Source organism: Aquificaceae bacterium (assembly GCA_037722135.1).
GTDB lineage: Bacteria > Aquificota > Aquificia > Aquificales > Aquificaceae > Pampinifervens > Pampinifervens sericum.
On record JBBKAW010000091.1, the window covers coordinates 1 to 2584 of the forward strand.

Genomic DNA, 2584 nt, shown 5'->3' on the forward strand with positions numbered 1-2584 from the left:
GGCTTGAGGAGGGTAAGCAAATTGGACTTGAGGAGGGTAAACAGATTGGGCTTGAAGAAGGTAAGCGGATTGGGCTTGAAGAAGGTAAACAGATTGGACTGAAGGAAGGTAAACAGATTGGACTTGAAGAGGGCAGAAAAGAGGGCGAAGTTATTGGTATTGAAAAGGGTCTTATAAAGTCCGCACAAGAGATGCTTATAGCCATAATTGAAGGTAAACTTGGCTATGTGCCTGAGGAGATAGCAAATAGGGTAAGGGAAATAAGAGATGTGGAGTTTTTGAGGTCTTTAGCCAAGAAGCTGGCTTCTACTTCTGAGGATGTTATGCAGGTTTTGGCTACTGAACTAAAAGCTTCATTTCATATGGAGTAAGCTTATATTAATCATGAAATGATGGCTTGCTTTATGGCACTTACGCTTTTTGAAAGTTCCTCAAGGTTTCTGTTTCCTGCAAGCTTGACAAAATGACTACCTACCACGATACCATCTGAAAAACTGGCAATTTCTTTTGCTTGCTCTGGTTTTGAAATACCAAAACCTACCACCACTGGCTTTTTACAAACTGCCCTATAAAGATTTAGTCTTTCCTTAAGTCTCTGTATGGGGAGCTCTTCCCTTGCACCTGTTGTGCCTGTCAAGGATACAAAGTAAACCATATGGTCTGATTTCTCGCATATGAGCTTGAGCCTTTTTTCTGTGCTTGTGGGCGATGCAAGAAAGACCACAGAAAGACCAAGTCCTTCGCAAATACTTTTTAGCTCAATACCCTCTTCTGGTGGTAGGTCTGGGACTATAAAGCCGTCTATTCCACTATCCTTTGCACTTTTGCAGAAGTTTTCCAAACCCATGCGGAATATTGGATTGTAGTAGGTCATAAGCAAAAAAGGTTTTTCTGGAAACTCTTCTCTTAACCTCTTAGAGAGCTCAAAGACATGCTTGGACCTTATGCCATTTCTTAATGCCACCTCATGAGCAGTCTGTATTGTAGGTCCGTCCGCCACGGGGTCTGAGAAGGGAAAGCCTATCTCCAATATGTCCGTCCCCTCTCTGAGAATAACCCTGAAAGCCTCCAGAGAGGTTTCATAGTCCGGATAACCCACCATCATATAGGACACTAAGGCTTTTTTGCCTTCTTTCCAAAAGTTTTCAAGCCTCATTAAACACCTCAAAGGAAACTTCTATGTTGGCGGACTCCTTTAACATGGCATACACACTACAGTATTTCTCCACCGAGAGCCTAATGGCTTCTTCTACTGCCTTTTCCTTTATGTCCTTACCATAAACTTTGTATTTGACTTGTATCCTCTCGTATATTCTTGGATGTTCTTCCCTTCTTATGCCTACCACCTCAATCTGTATATCTTTTACCTCTTGTCTTTTCTTTTTGAGTATGTGTGATACATCCACACCACTACAACCTGCAAGGGCAAGAAGGAGAAGCTCCATAGGCTTGTAGCCATACTCTCCTACCAAAAGCTCACCATAGGAAGTCTTTCCCACGTATGTGTGTTCAAGTTCGGAAAGCCTAAGGCTGACCCTTTTCTCCTCCATGTTAGACATTGGTATCTATTATAAAGAGAGGCTGACCGTATTCCACTGTTTCTCCGTTTTCTACCAGTATCTTTACTACCTTTCCTCTCACATCGCTCTCTATCTCATTCATAACCTTTAGAGCTTCTATTATACAGAGCACCTGTCCTGGCGACACTATATCACCCACCTCCACGAAGGGAGGTGCACCAGGGGAAGGAGACCTATAAAAGGTGCCCACAAGTGGACTTTTTATCACATGCAAGTTTTCCTGAGGAAGGTCCTCTGAAGGTGGCATTACCTCTTGGTATCGGACTTCTCTTGGAACACTTTCCACCCTCTGAGGTATTTCCTTTTGGTGGGTTTCTATGAATAGCTTAAACCCTTCTGTTTCTATGGTGAGCTGTTTTATGTCGCTACCCTTCACAAGGTTTATTATCTCTTTTACAAAATCCTTATCCATTAGGCTCTTTTCACCACTTCTATGTATGCACCAGTGCGCGTGTCCACCTTTATTATGTCTCCTTCCTTTACAAAAAATGGCACTTGCACCACTGCACCTGTTTCTAATCTGGCAGGTTTTGAGCCACCCGCTGCGGTATCTCCCTTAAAGGCAGGCTCTGTTTCCACCACCGCAAGCTCTACTTGTTTGGGAAGTTCAATGCCTATGGGTTGTCCCTTGTAGAAAAAGACCACCACCGTCATACCCTCTTTGAGGAACTTGGTTTCTTCCCTTATGCTATCTGCGGGCACTGGTATCATCTCATAGGTAGTTTGACTTACAAAGTAGTAGTAGTCTCCATCAGAGTAGGAATACTCCGCAAAGACCTGCTCAAAGTCCGCAAGCTCAATGGCATCAGAAGACTTGTAGGTAATCTCAATAACATTACCCGTCTGCATATTCTTAGCCTTTATCCTTACGAAGGCTTGACCTTTACCGGGCTTTACGTGTTCGTAGTCAAGCACCCTATGGGGCATACCATTATGCTCAATAAACATATCCCTTTGCACGCTGTTTATGTCAATTTTCACTCCCATGGTATATGATTTTAGCA

The 2584-nt window shown here is 43.2% G+C and carries 5 protein-coding genes; 1 reads left to right on the forward strand and 4 read right to left on the reverse strand.

The window, feature by feature from the left end; all coding sequences use genetic code 11:
* Positions 1 to 371: hypothetical protein (locus WKI49_06115; protein MEJ7622063.1), on the forward strand; the 371-nt coding region annotated here is incomplete at its 5' end.
* An 11-nt stretch (positions 372 to 382) separates the two neighbouring features.
* Here WKI49_06115 and trpA read toward each other — a convergent pair.
* Genes trpA through efp form a run of 4 tightly spaced genes read right to left on the reverse strand, consistent with a single transcriptional unit; the run spans position 383 to position 2567 of the window.
* Positions 383 to 1156 carry a tryptophan synthase subunit alpha gene (trpA, locus tag WKI49_06120; GenBank protein MEJ7622064.1) on the reverse strand — a complete coding sequence of 258 codons (774 nt, stop codon included), beginning with the start codon at positions 1154 to 1156 and terminating at the stop codon, positions 383 to 385.
* Positions 1146 to 1559, reverse strand: a complete 414-nt coding sequence (locus WKI49_06125) for an OsmC family protein (protein ID MEJ7622065.1) — start codon at positions 1557 to 1559, stop codon at positions 1146 to 1148. Before WKI49_06125 ends, trpA begins: the two co-directional genes overlap by 11 nt.
* Positions 1552 to 1992, reverse strand: a complete 441-nt coding sequence (gene accB, locus WKI49_06130) for an acetyl-CoA carboxylase biotin carboxyl carrier protein (protein MEJ7622066.1) — start codon at positions 1990 to 1992, stop codon at positions 1552 to 1554. The genes WKI49_06125 and accB overlap by 8 nt, the downstream gene beginning before the upstream one ends.
* Positions 1992 to 2567, reverse strand: a complete 576-nt coding sequence (gene efp / locus WKI49_06135) for an elongation factor P (GenBank protein MEJ7622067.1) — start codon at positions 2565 to 2567, stop codon at positions 1992 to 1994. The genes accB and efp overlap by 1 nt, the downstream gene beginning before the upstream one ends.
* Positions 2568 to 2584: the final 17 nt, after the last annotated feature.

What these genes read in the sequence shown, in the direction of transcription:
- trpA (MEJ7622064.1), bottom strand. Translation starts at nt 1,156, where the DNA reads ATGAGGCTTGAAAACTTTTGGAAAGAAGGCAAAAAAGCCTTAGTGTCC.
- WKI49_06125 (MEJ7622065.1), bottom strand. Translation starts at nt 1,559, where the DNA reads ATGTCTAACATGGAGGAGAAAAGGGTCAGCCTTAGGCTTTCCGAACTT.
- accB (MEJ7622066.1), bottom strand. Translation starts at nt 1,992, where the DNA reads ATGGATAAGGATTTTGTAAAAGAGATAATAAACCTTGTGAAGGGTAGC.
- efp (MEJ7622067.1), bottom strand. Translation starts at nt 2,567, where the DNA reads ATGGGAGTGAAAATTGACATAAACAGCGTGCAAAGGGATATGTTTATT.